Source organism: Rhodococcus sp. NPDC003318 (assembly GCF_042879035.1).
Classification (GTDB): domain Bacteria; phylum Actinomycetota; class Actinomycetes; order Mycobacteriales; family Mycobacteriaceae; genus Rhodococcus_G.
Map to the genome: position 1 here is coordinate 1 of NZ_JBIAOU010000019.1, position 20976 is coordinate 20976.

A 20976-nucleotide genomic window follows, 5' to 3' on the forward strand; every position below is an offset into this window, starting at 1 on the left:
GGCCCAATCTGCGTGAGGCGCTCGAGTTCGCGATCGGTGCGGAGTCGGCGGACGTGGCCTCTGCGGAGGTGCTCGAGTTCACCATTGCGTTGCAGGCGTTCTGGTTCGCGTGCAACGGTCTGGGGGAGGGGCGGCACTGGGTCGGTCGGGTTCTCGACCATGTGGGTGACGAGCCGTCCGTGACCTATGTGAAGGCCCTGTGCCACAACTGCATAGTGGCAGAGATCCAGGGAGACGCCGCCGCGGGAGCAGCGTCGGTGGCGCGCGCCGAGGCGGTCGCCGCCCGGTTGGCGGACCCGGTCGCAGGCGCCTGGGTCGACCTCGCGAAGGGACGCCACGCCACCTTCGTCGGAGACCTGCCCCGCGCTCATCGACTGCTCGAGCGCGCGCAGGAGGTGTTCGTCGCGCACGACGACGTGCTCTCGCAGGTGCTGGTGCTGCTGGCGATCGGAACGGCGCGGTTGATCGAGCGTGACGCCGAGGGCGCGATCGCCACCTATGCGGAGGTCCTGAGATTCACCGAACCCCGCGGTGAAACGGTGTTCCGGTCGCAGGCGCTGAGCGCCACCGCGGTGGCCGCATGGAATGGACGTGACCGGCAGCGGGCGCTCGACGCCGCGACGCAGGCACTGCGGGTGAGCCGTCCGAGGCAGGACCACTTCCTGGCGTCCGTGTGCCTCGAGGTGATGGCCTGGGTCGCGTCCGCCGACGGCGATCACCGACGCGCCGCCACCCTGATGGGCGCGGCGCAGGGGCTGGCACAGATAGGCAACTCGATCGCCCTTTACGCGCACATGCTCGACCCGCACGCGGACAGTGAGGGTCGAGCGCGGGAGTCGATCGGGTCCGCGGCGTTCGACCGCGCGTACGCGGAGGGCCGGAAGCTCGACTTCGACGAGGCCTTCGACCTGGCGCTGGGCGAGCGGCCGCGGCCGGCGCCCGCCGCCGCGGCGTCGCCGACGGACCTGACGCGACGCGAGCGGGAGGTGGCCGAACTGGTCGCCGAGGGACTGACGAACAAGGCGATCGCGGCGCGGCTGACCATCTCGCGGCGCACCGTCGACGGTCACGTCGAGCACGTCCTGACGAAGCTGGGGTTCTCGTCGCGCGCCCAGATCGCGGCCTGGGTCGCGCAGCGCGAACGCCCGTGACGGGACGGCCCGGCGCAGAGGTCACATCAGGGACGTCACCAGCGTCAGGACGAGGACGACGACGGACGCGGCCGCGATCATGCTGGGCCAGATACGGGGGTGGGCGTTGTCGAACCGGTCGTGAATCATGGCGTCCTCCCGGGGCTTCGCTCGGTTACCAGACAGTTGACCAGCAGCTGGTGAACGGCAGGTTGCCATTAGCTGGCTATTTGCGGTTGATTTCCCATGCTGGTGGTTCGGCGGCTCGTCGGAAGGGGTTCGGGGCCGTCGGAGCGTACGGCGTGCGTTCAGCTCCGGCGGCCCCTCGAATCGGTCGCGGCACCCGCATCGGCGAGCATTCCCCTCCGCGCCCGATTGGGCCACCGAAGTTCTAACAGCTGTGCGCTGTACAACACCAGCGGTCGAAGCGGCCCGCCCGCCGCTACCGAGGGGGAGGGAGCGACGTGGGCGTGCCTTCGCCGCCGACCGGGGGAGGTTCGGCGGCGTGCGGCACTGCTGTCCAGCTCGGCGAGTTACGATCTGGTAATTACCGATCCTCGGCGCGTTCCGGTGTGATCGTGCGGCCGGCGCGGCGTGGGAAACGGCGCCCCGCGCCGACTGTCGCGAGGCCAGATCGTCGAGAACGACGTCACCAATGAGACTGTGCGGCAACCAGGTTTGATCTCGAAGTGGGTGGCCGGCCCGTCGAACTCGGAGGAGTTGCCGACGGGCCGGCGGTCGCCCATGCCTTGGGGTGCGAGAACGACGGTGCACAATGTTAGCGGCTGCACAGTTAACGCGCCAATCGCTGTGGTCGCCGGCTGGTCACGGAATGCTCGTAGGGCGTACATCCGCCCGCCCGCTCCTCTACAGTGTCCCCATGGTCAAGCTCGTTGATGCTTACCTGAAGTCGCCGCTCTCCGGGATCGCGCCGTGGATCCTGATGTCGGTGCTGTCCTCGCCCGGCAGGTTCGAGGTCGCCGTCTGCTCCGCGCTCGGCCTGACACTGCTGACGATGTGGCTGGGCACCCGGCGCGGCATCAAGATCCACGCCCTCGAGGTGTTCGGTGCGCTGTTCTTCGTCGCGCTCGCCGTCGTGGGCCTGTTCGCATCCGACGGTGTCATCGACTGGATGCAGACGTGGGCGGGTGAGCTGACCAACCTCGCGCTCGCCCTGTTCGTACTCGTCACCCTCGCGATCCGCAGGCCATTCACCCTGCCGTACGCGAAAGAGCAAGCGCCCCAAGAGTACTGGGGTACGCCGCTGTTCCTGCGGATCAACTACGTCATCTCGGCGGTCTGGGCGGGCGCGTTCGCGTTCTCGGCCGCCGTCGGCGCCTTCGGCGACGCCGTCCTCGACGACCCGGGCAACTTCTGGACCGCATGGGTGCTCCCGCTCGCCGCCGTCTTCTTCGCCGTCGAGTTCACCGCGTACTACCCCGACCGCGCGGCCGCGAAGGACGCCGCCGCCCGCGGCGAATCCGAACCCGCCCCCTCCGCCGCCGGCCTGTTCGACTGGATCCCCACCTTCGTCCTGATCGCCGGCATCTTCGGCTGGGTGACCGACGCCCTGCCCGACGCCGTGGGCATCGCCATGATCGTCGTCGGCATCGCCGGCAACGCCGTGGTCGGCAAGCTGTTCCCGTCCTCCAAGGAACCCGTGTCCTGACCGCGGCGCCACCGGCCCGCCGCGCGAGCAGTCACCGGATCGATCCCCCGAGTGACACCTGTCCGGAAGGAGACGTCCAAGTTCGGTGAGGTCGTCGCGGTCAATACCCTCCCCGCCGTCCACGCGGTCCAGACGTGCGAGTTGCCAACTGCTCGGGCGCGGCTGTCCGTCGCCGGATCGAGCGGCCGGAGCGCACAGAACCGACTTCTAATTCCGCCCGTCGCCGACTTCGACGGGATGGTCGGGGTTCGAGGACCACTGCGACCACGAGCCGGGGAACAACGCGAGGTCGACTCCGGCCGCGTCGGCGGCGGCGAGGACGACCGCGGCGGTCACGCCCGACCCGCAGTACGCCCCGGCCGGCCGATTTCCGTCGACCCCGAGCGTCGCGAACGTCTGCTGCAACTCGGCAACCGGCCGGAACGTGCCGTCGGCTGCGAGCAGCGACGTCGACGGCAGGTTCTGCGCACCGGGGATGTGCCCGGCGACCGAGTCCACCGGCTCCACCTCACCGCGGAAGCGTTCGGGAGCACGGGCATCGAGCAGCACCCCGGTGCCCGGGACCTTCGCGGCTTCCTCGGCCGTGAGCGTCGGCAGGGAGCCCGCATACAGGTCCGGGTGCGGCAGGGCCACCGAACCGGGCTCCGCCTCGACCGTCCCGGACTCCAGCTGCTCACCCGCCGCCGTCCATGCGCCGAGACCGCCGTCGAGAATGTGGACGTCGGTCAGTCCCGCCGCGCGGAGCACCCACCAGGCCCGCGACGATCCGGCGCGGTTCCAGTCGTCGTACGTGACGACGGTGTCACCGTCGTTTACACCTGCACGTCGAAGTGAGGCCTGCAGATCGGCGCCGGAGGGCAGCGGGTGCCGGCCGCGGCCGGACACCGAGTGGTCGCCGAGTTCGGTTTCGAGATCGACGTAGACCGCGCCCGGGATGTGTCCGGCGGCGAAGGCTGCCGATCCGTCGGGCTCGGCGAGCGACCACCGGATGTCGAGCACCCGCACCGGGCGATCGGCGGCGAGGAGGTCGATGAGTTCGCGGGTGGTGAGGAGGGTCATGGAATGTCCTGTCGGAGAGGCGAAGAGGTCCGGGGTCAGGAGGCGCGGTGGATCTCCTGCGGCCACGCGACGACGCGCGGGGTCCACTCGAGGGACGACGAGTGCACAGCGGTCAGCGGGGCGGGCCACAGGAAGACCGTATCGGCCTGATCGTGGTACAGGGTGGTGGCCTCGTCGATCAGGCCGCGCTGGGTGTCGGTGTCACCGGCGTTCAGTGCCTGCGTCAGCAGCTCGTCGAAACGAGTGTTCGTGGTGTTGCTCATCGAGAAGGTGGTCGTGTAGTAGTTCAGCCACTGGTAGCCGCCCTTGTACTCCGTCGTCCATGCGATGTACGCCAGGTCCGGAGGAGTCGGCCCCGACTGCCGGTCGAACGAATCCGCTTCCGGGGTCAGCTTCAGGGTCACGCCGACCTCGGCGAGCTGCTGGGCGATGGCCTGGACGACGGTCTCGCCCGCCACGTAGCTACCCGCGGGGATGGACACCTCGAGGGTGAGTCCGTTGCCGTGTCCGGCCTCCGCGAGGAGCGCCTTCGCCCGCTCGGGATCGTAGGGGTACTCGGTGACTCCCGGCGTCGGATCCTGGTACGGAGCAAACAGCACCTGGCCCGGGAGCACCGGGAAGTCGGGACCGAAGATCGACGAGACGATGGCCTTCTTGTCGATGCCGTAGTTCAGGGCCTGGCGCACCCGCGGGTCGGCGAGCACCGGGTTGGACTCGTTGATTGCGAGTGTGTGCGCGCGGGGACCTGCGGTGAGCACGGTGGTGTAGTCGGATCCGTCGAACTGCGACAGGTTGGACGGCTCGACGGTGAGCGCAAAGTCGATCTCACCGGATCGAAGTCCAGCGACACGGGCCGATTCCGAAGAGAGAACAGAGAATTCGACGGAATCGAAGTCCGGAGCCTCGCCGAAGTAGTTCGGGTTGAGCGAGAGTGTCGCCCCGTTCTCCAGGTCGAAGCTGTCGATCTTGTACGGTCCAGTGCCCCAAGCGGAGGTGTCGAGGTTGTTGTCCGCGGCGAATTCCGGCGACGTCAGATAGGTGAGTGCGAGCCGGCCGGGAAGATCGAGGGCGGGCTTGCTCAGGTCGAACCGCAGGACGTCGGGCTGCGACAGGCGCACGCCAGCGACGTAGCCGCGGAGCGCGCCCCCGGCCTGCGTCTTGTCGGCCGGGTCGAGCAGGTGCGAGAAGTTCCACAGGATGTCCTCGCTCGTCAGTTGCGAGCCGTCGGGGAACTCGGCGTCCTGGCGCAGGGTGAATTCCCAGGTCCGTTCGTCGACCTGCGTCCATTCGGTGGCGATCTCAGGGACGATCGTCCCGTCCGGTGCGGTCCGGGTCAGCGCACTGTAGACCGCGCCCTGGATGGCGCGGTCCGCGTCGGGCGACCCGGTCGAATACGGGTTGATCGTCTTGATCGCGCGGGACAGCGAGATGTTCAGGGTGTCGTCGACGGTCGCGCCGGAGGACGAGTCCGACATCGAACCGCACGCCGACAGGGCGAGCGGGGCGGCGAGCACGGCCGCGAAGAAGAAGCGTCTGGACCTGGAGAACATTGGAGAACTTTCTTACTCAGCTGAAGGTGGGCAGGAGGTCCGGCAGCGACGCGCCGGGGATGGCGTCGACGAGTTTCCGGGTGTATTCGGTAGTGGGGGAGGACAGCAGTTCCCGGGTCGGGCCGGACTCGACGATCCGTCCGTCGCGGACGACGACCACCTGTTCGCACAGGTAGCTCACGACCGCGAGATCGTGCGAGATGAACAGCAGGGACATGCCTCGGCGGGCGACGAGATCCTTCATCAGTCGCAGGATGCGGGCCTGGACGGTAACGTCGAGTGCGGACACCGGTTCGTCACCGATGAGTACCCGCGGGTTGGTGGCGAGCGACCGGGCGATGCCGACCCGCTGCCGTTGACCGCCGGACAGGGAAGAGGTGCGGCGGTGCTCGAGTTCGACGGGCAGGTGAACCTCGTCCATCAGCGCCCTCACCCGATCCGCCGCGGTGCCCCGGGTCTCGGGGTTCGCGTCGAGGGGCTCCCGGATGCACTGGGCGACAGTGAGTCTCGGGTTCAGTGAGCCGTACGGGTCCTGGAAGACGTATTGAACCTCGCGGCGCCAGCGGGCGCGGTCGGTGCGGCGCAGGTTGTTCCATCCGCCCGCACTCCCGAGGGACAGTTCACCGTCGGACGGCGCCTGCAGACCCGCGATGACTCTGGCCAGCGTGGTCTTGCCCGAACCGGACTCGCCGACGATTCCCAGCGACCGGCCCGGCTCGACGTCGAGATCGATGCCGTGGAGTACCCGTTTGCGGGCGCGCCGTCGCACCCCGCCGGGTGCGGCGAAGTCGACGGTGATCCCACGCAACGTCAGGATCGGGTCGGCATCCGCCGCCGTCGGTGTCACGCCGGCGCCGTCGTGCGTCAGGCGCTGCGGGAGCGCGTCGAGAAGTTCCCGCGTGTAGGGATGCTCGGGTGCGGCGAGCAGCGATGCCGTGCGGCCCTCCTCGACGATCTCGCCGCCCCGCATCACCAGGACCCGGTCGGTCGTGTCGGCGACGACACCCATGTCATGGCTGACCAGCAGTAGCGCCAGCCCGAGGTCGCGGCGCAGGTCGCCGAGCATCTCGAGCACTTCGCGCTGGGTGGTGACGTCGAGAGCGGTGGTGGCCTCGTCGGCGACCAGGACGGCCGGTGAGGCCGCGAGTGCCATCGCGATCGCGACGCGCTGGTTCAATCCGCCCGACAGCTCGTGTGGATAGGCAGCGAGAACCCGATCGGCGTCCGGGATTCGGACCAGCTCCAGCAGTTCCCGCACCCGCGCGGCCGCAGACCCCGACGTCTCGTGCGCCCGGACCACCTCGGTGAGCTGCGCCGCCACGGTGAGCCGGGGGTTCAGTGAGGCGGTCGGATTCTGGAACACGACACCCACGCGGTCGGTGACGTGCCGCCGACGGACCTGGGCGCCCAGGGAATCCAGATCCGTACCCGCGAGCACGATCGATCCCGACCGCCGCTCGACACCCTTCGGAAGCAGATCGGCCGCGGCCATCACGGACAACGTCTTCCCGGAACCCGATTCGCCGACCAGACCCACCGCCTCCCCGGCCCGGAGGTCGAAGGACACCCCCGCGACCAGAGGGTCGGCAACTCCTCGCACACCCACGATCAGATCGGTGACGGACAGCACCGACGTCGTCTCGACGTCGAGAGTGGTCGCGGTCATCGGGACACCTCCTCGTGGCCTCCGAAGCGATCCGCGAGTGCGTCGCCGACCATGTGAAGGCAGAAGACGGTCAGCGCCAGCGCGCACCCGGGCAGGAGGGAGAGCCACGGTGCGGTACCGAGTTTCGACTGCCCCGCGGCCACCATCTGTCCCCAGTCCGGGGTCGGCGGCTGCAGACCGAGCCCGAGGTAGTTCAGGCTCGACAACGAGATGAGCACCACCGAGGCCGCGGCCGTGGCCGACACGACGAGGATCGGTGCGACCGCGGGCACCACGTGACGCCACGCGATGCGCGCCGGTCGCACACCGGCGACCCGGGCCGCGGCGACGTACTGGAGTGAGAGCGTGGTGCGGGCCGTCGACCGGACGAGGCGGAAGGTCGCCACCCAGCCGCCGAGCACCATGACGGTGATCAGGATGGCCGGTGAGTTGCCGGCGAAGCTGAGCAGCACGATCGCGATGACGATGGTGGGCACCGCCAGCACGACGTCCCCGAGCCTGCTGACGAACGCGTCGACGGCCGGACCGAGGGTGCTCGCGGTGAGGGCGAGCAGCAGCGCGATGAAGGCGGTGAGGACGCTGGCAACCGCGGTGATCGCGAGTGCCCCACGCCCGCCGTGCAGAACGCGGCTCAGGACGTCCCGGCCGAGTTCGTCCGTCCCGAACGGATGCGCAGCAGACGGACCCTCGAGAACGCGGGTCAGGTCGCCGGACAGCGGATCGTAGGGGGCGACGAGCGGCGCGAGGATCGTGACGAGCACGATCAGACCGAGAAGGGCCGCGCACACGGCTGCCGTGCGGCCGGACCGGCGTCGGCGTCGGCGTGGGGACTCGACGAGTGTGGTCACGCGGTGATCCTCGGTTCGAGAAGGGCGGACAGGACGTCGGCCAGGAAGTTCGCGATCACGAATCCGACGGCGAGGACGAGCACGCAGGCGATGACCAGCGGATAGTCGCGGTTCTGAAGGGAGTTGACAGACAACTGGCCCAATCCCGGCCAGCCGAAGGCGCTTTCGACCACGACCGCGCCGCCGAGCAGGTAGCCGGCCTGGACGCCGAGCAGGTTGACCGCAGGCGCCAGCGCGTTGCCGACGACGTGCCGCAACGCGATGCGGCGCGAGCCGACCCCGCGAGCGCGGGCCGCGCGGACGTGGTCGGCGTCGACGAGGCCGAGCACGGAGGTCCGGACGACCCGGGCGATCTCCGGGACCACGCTCGTCGCCAACACCACCACGGGCAGCACCAGACCTGCCGGTGACGAGAAACCGTTGGTGGGCAGCACTTTCAACACCACCGCGAAGACGTAGACGAGGACGACGGCGAGGAAGAAGGTCGGCAGTGCGTGGGCGCCGATCGCGAATGCGAGCAAGCCCTTGCGCCGCCACCACGAGTGTCCGGTCGCCGAGAGGTACCCGATGAGGCCGCCGACGAGCGCGCCGAGGGTGAGAGCGACGGCGCCGAGCAGCAGACTCGCGCCCAGATGGTCGAGCGCGAGGGCGAACGGGTTCTCCCCGTACCGGAACGAGTCGGGGAGGTCACCGGTGACGATCGATCCGACGAACTTGACGAACTGCACCCAGATCGGCTGGTCGAAGCCGTACTCGCGGGTGACCGCCTCGATGTCGGCATCCGTCGCGTCCTGCGGCAGGAGAGCGCGTGCCGGATCGGCGGTTCCGTAGAGCGCGAAGAACAGCAGGACGAACGCGCCGACGACGGCGCACGCCCCGGTGACCGCGCGGCCGACGAGGAAGCGGGTGCCGGCGATCTCACGGATCCGGAAACGGCGGGGCAACGCGGCCGTCTCCGGCCGATCCAGCACGGTCATCTCAGTGCTCCAACGCGGTGAGGCCGAGGTTCTCCCGCAACGTCGCGCCCTCGTACTCACTGCGGAACAGGCCGCGGCGCACGAGTTCCGGGACCAGGAGGGTGGTGATGGCCTCGAGTCCCGCCGGGTTGTACAGCGGGAGGAAGTTGAATCCGTCGGCGGCGCCGGCCCGGAACCACTCCTCCATCTGGTCGGCGACCCGCTCGACGGACCCGACCGGGCTCCAGTGCCCACCGCCCCGCTGGGCGACGCGGATCAGCTTTCGGACGCTGAAGCCCTCGTCGACGGCGAGTCCGCGCAGCAGGCGGTACCGGGACTCGACCCACACCTGCGAGGTTTCGGGCAGGAGTTCCTCGGGAATTCGCTCGTCGAGGTCGAGTCCCGACAGGTCGACGCCGCCGAGTAGCTTCTCGAGCATCGGCAGCGCTGCCCGGTCGTCGATGAAGTCGTCGAGCTCGTCGAGGATGCGTTGCGCCTCGGCGTCGGTCTCGGCGACGACGGGGGCGACACCGAGCATCACCTTGATGGAGTCGCGGGCCCGTCCGCGGGCCTCCACGCGGTCGCGGAGGTCCTCGGCCCAGGCGCGCGCGGCGTCGACGTTGCTGCTCGCCGTGTACACGAGCTCGGCGTGCGCGGCAGCGAGTTCCTTGCCGTCGGTCGAGGCGCCGGCCTGGACGAGGACGGGCCACCGCTGCGGCGAGGGCGGGAGGTTGAGCGGACCCTGGGAGTGGAGGAACTCGCCGTGGAAGTCGGCGGCCCGCACCTTGTCGGTGTCGACCCACAGGCCCGTCGCCCGGTCGGCGGTGAGCGCGTCGCGATCCCAGCCGTCCCACAGCGCCTTGGTGAGGCGGACGTACTCCTCGGCGCGGCGGTACCGCAGGCCGTGCTCGAGATGAGGCTGATCGGTGAAGTTCTCGGCCCCGGAATGCGAGGTGACGATGTTCCATCCGGTGCGGCCACCGGAGAGGATGTCGAGCGAGTTCAGCTGTCGGGCAAGGTTGTACGGCTCGTAGTACGAGGTCGTGAACGTGCCGATGAGGCCGATGTTCTCGGTCGATGCGGTCAGCGCGGTCAGCAGCGTCAACGGCTCGAGGTTGCGGTGGGCCTTGAGCCGGAGTTGCCGAAGGTCCTGGCTGGGGCTGTCGGCGGCGAACAGGAAGTGCAGTTTGGCGTCCTCGGCGAGCCGGGCGAGGTGCTGGTAGAGCGAGAGCGAGTAGATCTCCTCGGCGCGGCTGCCCGGGAGACGCCAGCCGCCCTCGTGGTGGCCGGCACCGTTCAGCAGGGCGCCGAGCAGGAGTTGGCGGGGTGGTTCGTGAGAAGACAAGGTCGATCCGTTTCGAAATGTGGTGGTGGAGGTGGTCAGACGGCGGCGAGGCCGAGGTGGTCGCGGAGGGTGGCGCCGGGGTAGCCGTCGCGCAGCAGACCGCGGTCCCGCAGCCGGGGAACGACGTGGTCGACGAACTGGGTGAGGCTGTCGACGATGACCGGCGGCGACAGGATGAACCCGTCCGAGGCGCCCGAGGTCACCCAGCGTTCGATCTCGTCGGCGATCGTGTCCGGTGTTCCCGCGAACAGCGAGCTCCGCTTGAGGTGGGCGACGAGCTGGCGGATGGAGAACCCGTGGTCCTCCGCGAGCGCGCGGTATCCGGCGGCCCGTTCGGCCAAGGTGACGGCGGTGCGGACCGCGAACCGGTCGTCCTCCGGTGCTCCGGCGTCCGGGACCGGATCCTCGGCAGGGAGCGGGCCGTCGACGTCGAGGTCGTCGAACCTCCGCCGCCAGATGTCCTCGAGCCACGCCTTCGCGAACAGCGGGGAGACCTTGAGATCGGTGAGGTACCGGGCCTGCTCCTCGGCCTCGGCTTCCGTTGCGCCGATCGCGTATCCGAACTCCGGCAGTACCAGCACCGAGGAGGGATCTCTGCCTTCCTCCGCAGCCCGCCGGTGCAGGTCGGCGCGGAAGGCGCGGGCGCGGTCCGCATCTCCGCCGGAGTTGGTGAACACGACGTCGGCGTAGCGGGCGGCGAACGCGCGGCCGTCCGCGGACGCACCCGCCTGCACGAGCACCGGCTCTCCCTGTGGGCTGCGGTCCAGGCCCGGTGTGCCCGTATAGCTCTGGTACACACCCTCGTGTTGCACCGGCTGCCCGGGACTGCTTCGCCACAGGGTCCGCACGAGTTCGACGATCTCGGTGGCTCGTGCGTATCGGTCGTCGTGCGCGAGGTAGTTGCCGGTGGAGAAGTTCGACCCGACGGTTTCCGTCGTCACGATGTTCCACGCCGCCCGGCCGCCGCTGAGCTGATCCAGGGTGGCGAGCTGCCGCGACAGGGTCAGGGCATCGTTGAACGTGGTGTTGAGCGTGGCGACCAGGCCGAGCCTGCTGGTCGCCCGCGCCAGTGCGGCGAGGATGGTCAGGTTGTCGGGGCGTCCCGCCGCGAGGTGCTCGTGGACGCGACCACCGGCGCCGCGGATTCCGAGACGCTCGGCGAGGAACAGGAAATCGAACCCACCCCGCTCGGCCTCGCGCGCGAAGTCGACGAAGGTGTCCACCTCGATGAACGAGCGGCTGTCGGGGTGGCGCCAGATGGTGCTTTCGTTGTTGCCGGGGAAGATCACGCCCAGATGGGCGACAGGTGTGGACATCACGAACCTTCGGACGAGAAGTGGGGAGGACGGTCAGGCGTCGACGGTGGCGGCGCGCAGTCCGCCGGTCACGACGCTGCGCCACAGGCGCGGAGCGGTCCGGGTGTCGGGCAGGACGAGGAGGAGTGCGGTCGTCGCGAGTGTTGACGTGATCCGAGCGATCTCGTCGACGACCTCGGTCACGGTTCCCGTCACCGGAATTCCGTTGGCGGAAGACGGGTGGGCGCGACCGGTGGCGGATCGGGTCGCGTCGTCCTGCGTGAGGTACGGGGTGACCGCGATGCGGATGACCGGGTCGCGGCCTCCGGCGGCCGCACGGACGGCGGCGGCGACGGCGCCGGCCTCGTCGAGAGTCGATGCTCGGACGACGATGTCGTCGGCCCGCTGTGCCGCGAACACCGCGGTGTCCAGGGTCGCGTCGAGGACGGTCCGAAGGGTTCCGCTCGGCGGTTGCGGGGTGGGAGAGGCGTCGCCGACGGGGTAGTAGGGGCCGGTCTCGGGGGCGGGCCGTACCTTCGTCGCGTCGAGGAAGCGGCCGCTCGCGGTGTCCCAGAGGATTGCGTCGGGCGCCCACGTGGCGGCGAGGGCCCGGGTGACGTCGATGTGTTCGCCGGCGCGCTCGAGGCGGTCCTCCGGTGCGGCGGGCTCACGTTCCGTGCGGGCCCGGTCCACCCGCGGTGCGCCGCTGTCGAGGACGGGATTCCAACCGCCGCGGCCTCCGGACACGATGTCGAGCGTCGCCACAGCTCGTGAAACGTGATACGGCTCCGTCGTCGCCAGGCCCACCGACGGGATCAGTCCCACGGTGTCGGTGTGCAGTGCGAGCGCCGCCGCGACGAGGAGGGCGTCGGGGCGGGCGGAGTCGATGTCGGGCCCGAATCGGGGCTCCGGGGAGTCGGCGATCAGGAGGTACTCGGCCTCCCCGCGATCGAGGTGAACGGCGGCGTCGACGAGGGTATCGAGGACGTCCACAGTCGTCCGGGTGCCTCGTGACCATGCACTGGGGGCGGCGCCCAGTCCGTACAACTCGGCGGCAACGCTCGGTTGCCTCCGGCTCTTGCTCATCTCGACCCACTGCTCTCCACGTACGCGTGGAAGGGGGAACCGCAGGGCCCCGAGTCCGGCCACGAGGGCCGCCGGTGCACGGCGATCCCCCGTTGCCACGACACAATTGATTGTTATCAAACCTAAGTTGATGTGTGGCTCGGGCAGACGGTTTCAATCAGGGTGATTTCAACTACGGTCACGGGGTTCGTACTCGTCGGCTCAGATCATGTCGACCAGACATCCCACTCACAGGACCGTCACGAACAGCTCGAGACACGCACGCGTCCGCCCAACTTTGGGTTCGTCCTCCACCGGGCGATGACCTGGTTTCCCGGGAGGTCCGGCCGGGTGTGACCGGGGCACAGGCGAGTCCGGAGAGGGCGGCGGGTGACCGCTGGCCGGGAACCGGCCTTCCGGCGTTCAGGTTCGCGTCACTACCGTTGCGCCGCGAGTCGAACCGCAAACACCGTGAGCACCAAGGAGTGTGGAGATGGAACTGCATCCCGACGTGGCGTCGATGCTGACCGCCCTGAACGAGAGCTTCCCGGACGTCACCACGATCCCGCCGGCGGAGCTGCGCGAGATCGTCCGCGCCCGCCGCGGGCCGCTGCAGCGGCAGCCGGACATGCGGGCGGTCCACGACCTCACGATCGACGGCCCCGGAGGCGACCTCGCGCTCCGGGTGTACGTCCCGCACCACGATTCGAGCGACCTCCCGATCGTGGTGTTCGCACACGGCGGCGGATTCGTCTTCTGCGACCTCGACAGTCACGACGAGTTCTGCCGCTCGATGGCGGCGGCGATCGGTGCCGTGGTGGTCTCCGTCGACTACCGCCGGGCACCCGAGTCACCGGCGCCGGCCGCGCACGACGACGTGTACGCGGCGCTCGAATGGACCGCGAAGAACGCCGCGGAGTGGGGCGCTGACGCGAACCGCATCGTCCTCGCCGGGGACAGCGCCGGCGGCAACCTCGCCGCGACGGTCGCCCTCGCCGCCCGCGACCGCGGCGGCCCGGCCGTCGCCGCACAGGTGCTGCTGTACCCGGTCATCGACGACGACTTCGAGACGGAGTCCTACCGGCTGTACGGCACCGGCTACTACAACACCGCCGCGGCGATGAAGTGGTACTGGCAGCAGTACGCCCCGGCCGGCACCGACGACGTGCGCGTCGTCCCCTCGCGGGCCGCCACACTGGCGGGACTGCCCCCGACGGTGGTGGTGACGGCGGAACTCGACCCGCCCTGCGCCGCGGCCGACGCCTACGCGCAGCGGCTGGTGGCGTCCGGCGTCCCCGTCCGGCACCGCCGCTTCACCGGCCTCTTCCACGGGTTCCTCACCTTCCCCTCGCTGTCGCTGACCGAGCCTGCCCGCCAGGACCTCTGGGCGATGGTCCGCGAGGTACTCGCACTCGAGACCCGGGTGCGGTGATGCCGGTCCCGCCCATGGAGGAGGTGGGCGGGACCGGCGAGGGGTGTCAGCCCTTCGGACGCTACGAGGAGGATCCGAGCAGCGTGTTCACGCGAACTGCTGTTGGGTGAGCCGCCTGATCAGCGGATCAATGCAACTGTCGGCAATTCTCGGACGTGCCGTCGCCTGTCGTATCTCATCACAAGTGGAGCCTATGGGGCTGAAGGCGGCGTCATGTCGAGCCGGACCCCCAGCAGGCGGACGGCGCGGGTGGGGTCGAGGCGGTCGAGGAGTTCGACGGCGGCGTCGGCGATCGTCGCGGCGTCGAGGGTCGGTTCGGGTAGTGCCTTTGTGCTGGTGTGGGTTTCGAAGGGTGCGTAGCGCACCTTGAGGGTCACGCGGACGGCGGGACGCCCTTCGGATTTCACGTCCTCGGCGACGCGGTCGGCGAGGGTGCGGACCTCGTCGGCGACGACGTCGGGGTCGGTGAGGTTGTGCTGGAAGGTGGTTTCGCGGCCGTGTCCGCGGGCGACGTACGGTTCGGCGTCGACCTCGGTGCGGCCCCAGCCGAGGCCGAGGCGACGCAGCCACGGCCCGGTGGTCGGTCCGAGCGCGGCGGCGAGGGTGGCGTCGTCGGTGTCGGCGAGCTCGCGCACGGTGTGGATGCCGAGTGCGGCAAGCTTTTTCGCGGTCTTGGCACCGATGCCCCACAGTGCGGACGTGGGGCGATCGCCCATGACGTGGAACCAGTTGTCGGCCGTGAGCCGGTACATGCCCTGGGGTTTGCCGAATTCGGTGGCGATCTTCGCGCGCAGGGTGTTGTCGCCGATGCCGACGGAGCAGTGCAGGGACGTCGCGGCGAGGACGGCGTCCTGAACCTCGCGGGCGAACGCTTCGGGGTCGGGGGTGTGGACGGCGAGGAACGCCTCGTCCCAGCCGAGGACCTGGACGACGGCGTCGAGGCCGCGGAGGGTGTCCATCACGGTGGCCGACGCGGCCGTGTACGCCTCGGCGTCGACGGGCAGGAACACGGCGTCGGGGACGTCGCGGAGCTTGCGAGCGGCGAGGCGCAGCGGCATCCCGGATCCGACGCCGTACTCGCGGGCCTCGTAGGAGGCGGTGGAGACGACGCCGCGTTCGGTGGGGTCGCCGCGTCCACCGACGACGACGGGCCGGCCCCGCAGCTCGGGGCGGCGGAGCACCTCGACGGCCGCGATGAACTGGTCGAGGTCGACGTGCAGTACCCAGCGGTCGCGGTCCATGCCCTCAGTGTGCGCCCACGCGTGGTCTCGGTCGTGACCGTCCGCGCGAACCTGATTGCCAGCAAATGGCAACCTTCCGTTCACCTAATCCTGGTCAACTGTCCGGTATGGCGAAGAAGAAGGAAGATGCGGCGTCGAAAGAGGCCGCGGCGCTGAAGGAAATCGCGGAAGCAATCAAGAAGGACTTCCCGGATCTGACCGACGGGGACGTCAAGGCCATGATCGAACGTGCGCACGAGGACTTCTACAGCCGCCCCATCCGGGAGTTCGTCCCGCTGTTCATCGAACGACGCATCCGCGCCCAGCTCGCAGAGCAGGGGTGACGGGACTCGTGTCAACTGCACCGATCGGGGCTATTGACCCACGGACCCGGGCGGGGAGAAACTTCCTCATGTTGCCCAACGAGGAACAGCGCCTGATCGAACTGGCGACCGGTCGCCTCGCCGCGAAGCACTCGGACAGATCGTTCGCGGAGGTGAGCGACGCCGTCACCCGGGCGCGAATCCTGTTCGACGGCAAACCGATTCGTGATTTCGTGCCGCTGCTGGTCGAGCGGCACGCCGACAGGGAACTCAGCGTCTCCCCGCCGACGGTCCGCTAGTCGAGGCCGCCTCACCGCGGCACCTGTCCGCGTGCCGGGCGGTCGAGCGGGTTGTCATTCACGTGACCGACATACCGGCCTCTGGGCGTGCCGAGTCCGGCCGGGTGCGGCAGGCTTCGGGTCATGACGAGTCGTCGAGTGCCCAGTCCGCCTCGGGAGAAATCGAGACTGATCGACGGCGACCTCGCCTGGGGTCTCGCCGGTGGGCTACTGGGAGCGTTGCTGCTGGTGGCATTCATCTGGTTGGGGTGACTTCCGAGGCGCGCGACGAGCACAACTCCGGCCCGCGCCTGGCGACACCGATCATCGTCCGCCGGGGCATGCACCGGACATCCGCAGCCGAGTCGTCGGTCGCCGTCGCCGGCCGCGACATCGAATCGGTGAGGCCGGCGGTCGAACTCGTGGCCCGCGCGCCGGCCAGGCCACTGGCCTGGAGAGACTGCTCGACGGCCGTTGCCCGGGATGCGCCGCACGATGACATCGCCGACTGGCCCCTGTCTCGGTCGAGGGTTGCGCGGGACTGCGCGCGTGGCGCGTCGGGACCGGAGTCGCCGGCGGGTCGGGCCCGTCGGCGTCGGCTGGGGGAGGGTTCGGCCGACGGGCCCTGGCGGTGCCCGGGGGGAGAGGCGCCGTTAATTGCAGGTTAACCCATGTACGCCGATTCGGCTGCCCTTGGTGACTTTACGTCCGCGGCAAGCTGGGGCGCTGGCGGGGTGATCCCGGACACGTTAGTTGAATACTCATCCAAGAGGTTGCTAACAATTAGCTCCGTGGTTGCGATGCTCTGGTGTGGCGGTCGTCGCGATGCGGCCACATCAGGCTCCACGGCTGAGACCAGCGGTCGAAACCGGGGCCACTGACAGACACGCACATCGGGCTCGGGGACCCGCCTATCGAGGGAGTCACGTCTGATGCGAATCGCCGTATTCGGCACCGGGTATCTCGGTGCGACGCATGCCGCATGCATGGCCGAGCTGGGACACGAGGTGATCGGGGTCGACGTCGACCCGGCCAAGGTCTCCCGACTGCAGGAGGGTGAGGCGCCCTTCTTCGAGCCGGGACTGCCCGAGCTGCTGCGCAGGCACACCGCCTCCGGTCGGCTTCGGTTCACGCACTCGTACGAGGTGGCGGCGCAGTCCGCCGACGTGCACTTCATCGCCGTCGGCACGCCCCAACGGCCGGATTCGGCCGCGGCCGACCTGAGCCAGGTCGACGCCGTCGTCGAGGCCCTCGGCCCCCTGCTCACCGGGCACGCGGTGGTGCTGGGCAAGTCGACGGTGCCGGTCGGCACGGCGACCGGGATCGCGGACCGTATCCGGGCACTCGCCCCGTCGCCGGAGATCGTCGTCGGGTGGAATCCGGAGTTCCTTCGTGAGGGCACCGCGGTGCACGACACGCTCTGCCCCGACCGGATCGTGCTCGGCGTCGGCCCGGGGGATCGGGGCCGGATCGAGTCCGTCACCCGCGAGGTCTACGCGGGGCCGCTGGCCGACGGGACGCCGCTGGTGGTCACCGACCTCGCCACGGCGGAACTGACGAAGGTCGCGGCGAATTCGTTCCTGGCGACGAAGATCTCGTTCATCAACAGTGTCGCCGAGGTGTGCGACGCCGTGGACGCCGACGTGTCCGTCCTCGCCGATGCGATCGGTTTCGACGAGCGCATCGGACGCCGATTCCTCAACGCCGGTCTCGGTTTCGGCGGCGCATGCCTGCCGAAGGACGTCCGGGCCTTCCGCGCCCGCGCCGCCGAACTCGGCGTCTCGGCGGCGGCGAACCTGCTCGCCGACGTGGAACGGATCAACTCCCGCCAGCGCACCCGCGTCGCGACCATGGCGCTCGAGGCGTGCCGCGGCATCGACAACCCTCGGGCCGCGGTGCTGGGGCTGACGTTCAAACCCGACTCGGACGACGTGCGCGATTCACCCGCCCTCGACGTGGCATCGCGGCTGGCGGCCGCAGGCGTCACGGTCCAGGCCTGGGACCCGCACGGCATGGACAACGCGGAGCGGCTGCATCCGGAGTTGGGGTACTTCGATTCTCCGCTCGCTGCGTGCAAGGCGGCCGACGTCGTCCTCGTCATGACCGAGTGGGACGAGATCCGTGCCCTGACGCCGTCCGACCTCGCCGACACGGTTTCCGAGCGCGTCGTGATCGACGCCCGCAACTGCCTCGACCCCGCCGCGTGGCGCACCGCCGGCTGGACGTACCGCGGCATCGGCCGACGCTGAACCACATTCCCGAAACGGAGCACACACCCATGCGTGTCGTCATCACCGGCGGTGCCGGATTCATCGGATCCCATCTCTGCGAAGCACTTCTCGCGCGCGGCGACGAGGTGATCTGCGTCGACAACCTCGCGTCCGGGCGGGTCGCCAACGTCCGTCACCTGGTCGAGTCGCCGCGATTCCTCCTCGACGTCCACGACATCCGGAACCCGCTGGAGATCAGCGGCCGGATCGACGCGGTCGCCAACCTCGCGAGCCTCGCGTCCCCACCCGGCTACAGCCGCCGGCCCGTCTTCACCCTGACCACCGGATCGGTCGGCACGAAGAACGCGCTCGACCTCGCCGCCGCGCACGACGCCCGGTTCGTGCAGGCGTCGACGAGCGAGGTCTACGGCGACCCGGCCGTGCATCCCCAGCGGGAGGACTACTGGGGCAACGTCAATCCCACCGGTCCGCGCAGCATGTACGACGAGGCCAAGCGCTACGCCGAGGCACTCGTCGCGGCCTACGCGAGGGAGGGCACCAACGCGGGCATCGCGCGGATCTTCAACACCTACGGGCCGCGGATGCGTCTCGACGACGGCCGGGTCGTGACCAACTTCATCGCCCAGGCCCTGCGGGGTGAGCCCCTGACCGTATACGGCGACGGCAGCCAGACCCGCAGCCTGTGTTTCGTGTCGGACCTGGTGCGCGGGCTGATCGCCCTGATCGACACTCCCGTGACCGGGCCGGTCAACCTCGGCAACCCGCACGAGATGACGGTGCTGCAGATCGCCGAACTGACCCGGGACATCGTCGGGTCGACCTCGGAGATCGAGTATCGGCCGCTGCCTCAGGACGACCCGACCCGCCGTCGACCCGACATCCGAAGGGCGCGTGCCGAACTCGGCTGGGCGCCGACCGTGGCCGTCGCCGACGGGCTGCGGGCGACGATCGACTGGAACCGCTCCCACGGGGTGGTGGAGGCGCACTCGGGGCAGGAGGCGAGGTGCGCCAGTTGACCGGGCCCGACGTCGACCCGGGGCCGCTCGCCGGTCACGCCCCCGCCGAACCTGTCCGACGCCACCGCGCACCCGACGTCGCCGACGCCGAGACGGACGCCGAGGAACTGCGCGCCTACCTGTACGACCTCTCCGGGGGGCGCGTCGTGGACGTGCGGCCGTCGGGGCCGGTGTTCGGGCCGCTTCCGCCCCGTCGCACCGCAGTTCCCGGCATGCTGCACCGCCGGCTGCCGCGGGGATCCGCGCGCACGATCGCCTGGTTGACGGCGGGCTGGGTGGTCACGTTCGCCGGTTTCGTGGTGTGGTGGCTGCTGCCCGCACACCGGATCTCGATGCTCGGCTTCGTCGTCAATTCCGTTCTGCTGCTCGCTATCCTGTCGCTGTCGATCTACTTCCTGCAGGCCGTCAACCGGATGCGCAGCCTGGAGGCGGGCATCACGCCGCCCCGCCTGCGGGTGGCGATGATCGTGACGAAGGCACCGTCCGAACCGTGGCCGCTGGTGCGCACCACCCTCGAGGCGATGTTGGCGCAGCACTACCTCGGCGACCACGACATCTGGCTGGCGGACGAGGACCCGAGCGACGAGACCGTCGCGTGGTGCACCGCGCGCGGCGTGTTCATCTCGACGCGCAAGCACGACTCCCGCTACCAGCGGACCACGTGGCCGCGCCGACGACGGTGCAAGGAGGGTAACCTCGCCTACTTCTACGATCATTACGGCTACGAGAACTACGACGTGGTCTCGCAACTGGACTCCGACCACGTCCCCGACCGCGGCTACCTCCGGGAGATCGTGCGGCACTTCGCCGATCCGGCGGTCGGCTACGTCGCCGCGCCCAGTGTCTGCGACGCCAACGCCGACGTCTCCTGGACGGTGCGGGGCCGACCGCACGACGAGGCGATGTTCCACGGGGCGCAGCAGCTCGGCTTCAACGGCGACGGCACCCCGGTGTGCATCGGCTCGCACTACGCCGTCCGCACCGCGGCACTGAGGCAGATCGGCGGACTCGGCCCCGACCTCGCCGAGGACTTCACCACCTCGTACCTGCTCAACGTCGCCGGCTGGCGCGGCGCCTTCGCGATCGACGCCGCCGCCCGGGGCGACGGGCCCCCGGACTTCGCGGCGATGGTGACCCAGGAGTTCCAGTGGGCGCACAGCCTCACCACGGTGTTCTTCGGGCTTGTGCTGCGCACCTGCCGGGTCCTGCCGCGCCGTCTGGCCGCGCAGTTCGTCTTCCAGTCCGGGTTCGACATGCTGCTCGCCCTCATGTCGGTGGGCGGGCTGAGCCTGTTCGCCGTCGCCTGCGCCACCGGATCACCCTGGGTGTCGGTGCATTTCGTGGTCTTCTTCGGGCTGTGGTTCGCGCTGGCCGGGTGGATGCTCCTGGTCAGCGTCGTGGTCCGGCGGGGCGGACTGATGCGCCCGGCCGACGCTCCGATCGTCAGCTGGGAACGGGGGCTGTACGCCGCGAGCCGCTGGCCGTTCCTCCTCCTCGGCGTGGTCGTCGCGATGGTCGAGCGGGTCGTGCCGCGCACCGTCGACTTCAAGGTGACACCGAAGGGCAGCTCCGGTCCGCAGGTGTTCCCGGTGCGACTCGTCCTGCCGTTCTGCGTCACGGCGCTCGTCCTGACCGCCTGCGCCGCAGCCGGTCTCGACAGCCCACCGGTGGTCGGGTACGTCGGGCTCTCCCTCCTCACCGCCTCGGGCCAGACCGCCGTGGCGACACTCGTCACGGTGCTGCACGCACGTGACACCCGACGCCGCACCGCCGTGAGCGTGGCGGCGGCCGCCCGCCTCGTCCGCGCACCGCTGCTCGTGTGCGCGGTGTCGGCCGTCCCCGTCGCGGTCGTCGCCTTCGTCTACCTCTCCCACCTCGTGAAGGTTCTCTGAC

General features: G+C 69.8%; 18 protein-coding genes. 9 read left to right on the forward strand and 9 right to left on the reverse strand.

Features of this window, described 5'->3' with window-relative positions:
- Together ACFYVR_RS22130 and ACFYVR_RS22135 are read left to right on the forward strand one after the other, a co-directional pair.
- Window positions 1–1151 (forward strand): LuxR C-terminal-related transcriptional regulator (locus tag ACFYVR_RS22130; protein ID WP_387477170.1); only part of this gene is annotated, 1151 nt, incomplete at its 5' end.
- An 859-nt stretch (window positions 1152–2010) separates the two neighbouring features.
- The gene (locus ACFYVR_RS22135) at window positions 2011–2799 is read left to right on the forward strand and encodes a hypothetical protein (protein ID WP_387477172.1); all 789 of its coding nucleotides are present in this window, start codon (window positions 2011–2013) and stop codon (window positions 2797–2799) included.
- A gap of 207 nt (window positions 2800–3006) precedes the next feature.
- Here ACFYVR_RS22135 and ACFYVR_RS22140 read toward each other — a convergent pair whose 3' ends face one another.
- Genes ACFYVR_RS22140 through ACFYVR_RS22175 form a run of 8 tightly spaced genes read right to left on the reverse strand, consistent with a single transcriptional unit; the run spans window position 3007 to window position 12604 of the window.
- Window positions 3007–3858: a sulfurtransferase gene (locus tag ACFYVR_RS22140; protein ID WP_387477174.1), complete on the reverse strand. Its 852-nt coding sequence runs from the start codon at window positions 3856–3858 to the stop codon at window positions 3007–3009.
- A 35-nt stretch (window positions 3859–3893) separates the two neighbouring features.
- A complete protein-coding gene (locus tag ACFYVR_RS22145; RefSeq protein ID WP_387477176.1) occupies window positions 3894–5408 on the reverse strand; it encodes an ABC transporter substrate-binding protein in 1515 nt (504 codons plus the stop codon).
- 16 nt (window positions 5409–5424) lie between these two features.
- Window positions 5425–7074 carry a nickel ABC transporter ATP-binding protein NikE gene (nikE, locus tag ACFYVR_RS22150; protein ID WP_387477178.1) on the reverse strand — a complete coding sequence of 550 codons (1650 nt, stop codon included), beginning with the start codon at window positions 7072–7074 and terminating at the stop codon, window positions 5425–5427.
- Complete coding sequence (locus ACFYVR_RS22155; RefSeq protein WP_387477180.1) at window positions 7071–7922, reverse strand: ABC transporter permease; 852 nt, start codon at window positions 7920–7922, stop codon at window positions 7071–7073. The genes nikE and ACFYVR_RS22155 overlap by 4 nt, the downstream gene beginning before the upstream one ends.
- On the reverse strand, window positions 7919–8899 hold the full coding sequence (locus tag ACFYVR_RS22160) for an ABC transporter permease (protein ID WP_387477182.1): 981 nt from the start codon (window positions 8897–8899) through the stop codon (window positions 7919–7921). The genes ACFYVR_RS22155 and ACFYVR_RS22160 overlap by 4 nt, the downstream gene beginning before the upstream one ends.
- Window position 8900: 1 nt before the next feature.
- A complete protein-coding gene (locus ACFYVR_RS22165) occupies window positions 8901–10223 on the reverse strand; it encodes an NtaA/DmoA family FMN-dependent monooxygenase (RefSeq protein WP_387477184.1) in 1323 nt (440 codons plus the stop codon).
- Between the two features lie 35 nt (window positions 10224–10258).
- Window positions 10259–11539, reverse strand: coding sequence for an NtaA/DmoA family FMN-dependent monooxygenase (locus ACFYVR_RS22170; RefSeq protein ID WP_387477186.1), 1281 nt, complete (start codon window positions 11537–11539; stop codon window positions 10259–10261).
- Between the two features lie 33 nt (window positions 11540–11572).
- Window positions 11573–12604, reverse strand: a complete 1032-nt coding sequence (locus ACFYVR_RS22175) for an LLM class flavin-dependent oxidoreductase (protein WP_387477188.1) — start codon at window positions 12602–12604, stop codon at window positions 11573–11575.
- 472 nt (window positions 12605–13076) lie between these two features.
- Between ACFYVR_RS22175 and ACFYVR_RS22180 the strand changes: the two genes are divergently transcribed.
- Complete coding sequence (locus ACFYVR_RS22180; RefSeq protein WP_387477190.1) at window positions 13077–14015, forward strand: alpha/beta hydrolase; 939 nt, start codon at window positions 13077–13079, stop codon at window positions 14013–14015.
- A gap of 191 nt (window positions 14016–14206) precedes the next feature.
- Here ACFYVR_RS22180 and ACFYVR_RS22185 read toward each other — a convergent pair whose 3' ends face one another.
- Window positions 14207–15256, reverse strand: a complete 1050-nt coding sequence (locus tag ACFYVR_RS22185) for a DNA polymerase IV (RefSeq protein ID WP_387477192.1) — start codon at window positions 15254–15256, stop codon at window positions 14207–14209.
- A gap of 107 nt (window positions 15257–15363) precedes the next feature.
- Here ACFYVR_RS22185 and ACFYVR_RS22190 point away from each other — a divergent pair, with 107 nt between their 5' ends.
- From ACFYVR_RS22190 to ACFYVR_RS22215, 6 genes are all read left to right on the forward strand, one after another.
- Window positions 15364–15579, forward strand: a complete 216-nt coding sequence (locus ACFYVR_RS22190) for a three-helix bundle dimerization domain-containing protein (protein ID WP_387477194.1) — start codon at window positions 15364–15366, stop codon at window positions 15577–15579.
- 68 nt (window positions 15580–15647) lie between these two features.
- Window positions 15648–15857: a three-helix bundle dimerization domain-containing protein gene (locus tag ACFYVR_RS22195; RefSeq protein WP_387477196.1), complete on the forward strand. Its 210-nt coding sequence runs from the start codon at window positions 15648–15650 to the stop codon at window positions 15855–15857.
- Window positions 15858–15980: 123 nt separating this feature from the next.
- Window positions 15981–16109, forward strand: a complete 129-nt coding sequence (locus ACFYVR_RS22200) for a hypothetical protein (protein WP_387477198.1) — start codon at window positions 15981–15983, stop codon at window positions 16107–16109.
- Between the two features lie 659 nt (window positions 16110–16768).
- A complete protein-coding gene (locus ACFYVR_RS22205) occupies window positions 16769–18085 on the forward strand; it encodes a UDP-glucose dehydrogenase family protein (protein ID WP_387477200.1) in 1317 nt (438 codons plus the stop codon).
- A 29-nt stretch (window positions 18086–18114) separates the two neighbouring features.
- Window positions 18115–19083, forward strand: coding sequence for an NAD-dependent epimerase/dehydratase family protein (locus tag ACFYVR_RS22210; protein ID WP_387477202.1), 969 nt, complete (start codon window positions 18115–18117; stop codon window positions 19081–19083).
- Window positions 19071–20975, forward strand: coding sequence for a glycosyltransferase family 2 protein (locus tag ACFYVR_RS22215; protein WP_387477204.1), 1905 nt, complete (start codon window positions 19071–19073; stop codon window positions 20973–20975). The genes ACFYVR_RS22210 and ACFYVR_RS22215 overlap by 13 nt, the downstream gene beginning before the upstream one ends.
- Window position 20976 lies beyond the last annotated feature (1 nt).

Coding starts and splice junctions, on each gene's coding strand:
- ACFYVR_RS22140 (WP_387477174.1), bottom strand. CDS start 3,858: ATGACCCTCCTCACCACCCGCGAACTCATCGACCTCCTCGCCGCCGAT.
- ACFYVR_RS22200 (WP_387477198.1), top strand. CDS start 15,981: ATGACGAGTCGTCGAGTGCCCAGTCCGCCTCGGGAGAAATCGAGACTG.
- ACFYVR_RS22160 (WP_387477182.1), bottom strand. CDS start 8,899: ATGACCGTGCTGGATCGGCCGGAGACGGCCGCGTTGCCCCGCCGTTTC.
- ACFYVR_RS22205 (WP_387477200.1), top strand. CDS start 16,769: ATGCGAATCGCCGTATTCGGCACCGGGTATCTCGGTGCGACGCATGCC.
- ACFYVR_RS22190 (WP_387477194.1), top strand. CDS start 15,364: ATGGCGAAGAAGAAGGAAGATGCGGCGTCGAAAGAGGCCGCGGCGCTG.
- ACFYVR_RS22210 (WP_387477202.1), top strand. CDS start 18,115: ATGCGTGTCGTCATCACCGGCGGTGCCGGATTCATCGGATCCCATCTC.
- ACFYVR_RS22170 (WP_387477186.1), bottom strand. CDS start 11,539: ATGTCCACACCTGTCGCCCATCTGGGCGTGATCTTCCCCGGCAACAAC.
- nikE (WP_387477178.1), bottom strand. CDS start 7,074: ATGACCGCGACCACTCTCGACGTCGAGACGACGTCGGTGCTGTCCGTC.
- ACFYVR_RS22185 (WP_387477192.1), bottom strand. CDS start 15,256: ATGGACCGCGACCGCTGGGTACTGCACGTCGACCTCGACCAGTTCATC.
- ACFYVR_RS22175 (WP_387477188.1), bottom strand. CDS start 12,604: ATGAGCAAGAGCCGGAGGCAACCGAGCGTTGCCGCCGAGTTGTACGGA.
- ACFYVR_RS22145 (WP_387477176.1), bottom strand. CDS start 5,408: ATGTTCTCCAGGTCCAGACGCTTCTTCTTCGCGGCCGTGCTCGCCGCC.
- ACFYVR_RS22135 (WP_387477172.1), top strand. CDS start 2,011: ATGGTCAAGCTCGTTGATGCTTACCTGAAGTCGCCGCTCTCCGGGATC.
- ACFYVR_RS22180 (WP_387477190.1), top strand. CDS start 13,077: ATGGAACTGCATCCCGACGTGGCGTCGATGCTGACCGCCCTGAACGAG.
- ACFYVR_RS22195 (WP_387477196.1), top strand. CDS start 15,648: ATGTTGCCCAACGAGGAACAGCGCCTGATCGAACTGGCGACCGGTCGC.